This window comes from Streptomyces pathocidini (assembly GCF_001418495.1).
Lineage (GTDB): Bacteria > Actinomycetota > Actinomycetes > Streptomycetales > Streptomycetaceae > Streptomyces > Streptomyces pathocidini.
Genome location: NZ_LIQY01000718.1, coordinates 1 through 1457 on the forward strand (window position 1 = coordinate 1; position 1457 = coordinate 1457).

Genomic DNA, 1457 nt, shown 5'->3' on the forward strand with positions numbered 1-1457 from the left:
TCCCGGTCGGGCCCGGCGCGGCGGTCCCGGTCGGGCCCGGCGCGGCGGCCAGCAGCCGCAGCTGGAGGGCGAGTACGGCGATGGCGAGCGGCGGCAGGTCGAGCCGCAGCAGGGCGATGCGGTCGCTGTCCAGCACGGACCGCACGGTGTGCAGCCGGTGGTGGAGGTCGATGCGCGCCTCGCCTCCCGCGTACAGCACGACCACGTACCCGTGCTGGTCGAGCAGGCGCCGCACCGCCTCCAGCGCGTCCTCCAGGGACCGCTCCCGCGGCGGCGGCAGCACGGCGGCGGGCGGGATGCGCGGGGCGAGCGCGTGGGTGGCCAGGGCCTGCGGGTCAAGGGGCGGCAGTACGAGGTCAGGGCTGGTGACTGCGATGGCGACGGTCACGTCGGTCCCCCCATTCGACCCGCACAACTCACGTGTATGTGCCGTGTATCCGAACTGTATCGACGCGCGGAGACCGAGAGAACGGTTCACCGAGTCTTGACAACCCTATTGGTCTGAACCATTTTGGATCGTCGACGGTGGCCACCGCCCTCAGCACTCCTCCAACTCCCCTTCTCCCGGAGGCAGTCGTGGCACACGAAGTCGTACGCGAAGTCGCACGCGAGGTCCGCAGCAAGTGGAGACGCCGGTTCGCCGCGGCGCTCGCCGCGGGGGCCTCGGCAGCCCTCGCCCTCACCGGAATATCCTCCTCCGCCCAGGCCGCCACCCAAGCCGCCCAGGCGGCCAATCTGGCGCTCAACCCCGGCTACGAGTCGGGCCTCAGCGGCTGGACCTGCTCCGCCGCCACCGGCGCCACAGTCACCAGCCCGGTCCACGGCGGCTCGGCCGCCCTCAAGGCCACTCCAACCAGCGCCGACAACGCCAGGTGCGCGCAGACCGTGGCCGTCCAGCCCAACTCCGACTACACGCTGAGCGCGTGGGTGCAGGGGAGCTACGTCTACCTCGGTGCCAGCGGGACGGGCACCACCGACGTCTCCACCTGGACCCCCTCCGCCCCCTCCTGGCAGCAGCTGACCACGACGTTCCGCACCGGCGCCTCGACAACGTCGGTGACCATCCACACCAACGGCTGGTACGCCCAACCCGCGTACTACGCCGACGACATCAGCCTCACGGGCCCCGGCGGCGGCGGTGACCCCGTCCAGGTCCCGTCCGCCCCCACCGGCCTCGCGGTGGGCGCCACGACGGCGTCCTCCGTCGCCCTGTCCTGGAGCACGACCACCGGCGCGACCGGCTACAACGTCTACCGGGACGGCACCAAGGTCCAGGCGGTCACGGGCACCTCGGCCACCGTGACCGGGCTGTCGGCGAGCACCTCGTACCAGTTCCAGGTCACCGCCACCAACACCGCGGGCGAGTCGCCCAGGTCTGCGGCCGTGGCGGGCACGACGGCCGCCTCCGGGGGCGGCGGAGGCGGTGGCCCGGTACCGGCGCATGCGGTGACCGGCTA

At 72.8% G+C, this 1457-nt stretch carries 1 protein-coding gene and 1 pseudogene; one reads left to right on the plus strand and one right to left on the minus strand.

Translation table 11 applies throughout. The features are described 5' to 3' along the window. A pseudogene (locus AOK16_RS24775) lies at positions 1-388 on the minus strand (hypothetical protein); the annotation flags it as partial. Positions 389-576: 188 nt separating this feature from the next. On the opposite strand from AOK16_RS24775, the gene AOK16_RS24780 reads away from it, so the two are divergent. Continuing rightward, positions 577-1457, plus strand: an 881-nt coding sequence (locus AOK16_RS24780; RefSeq protein WP_205627779.1) for a carbohydrate binding domain-containing protein, incomplete at its 3' end; no start/stop codon positions are given.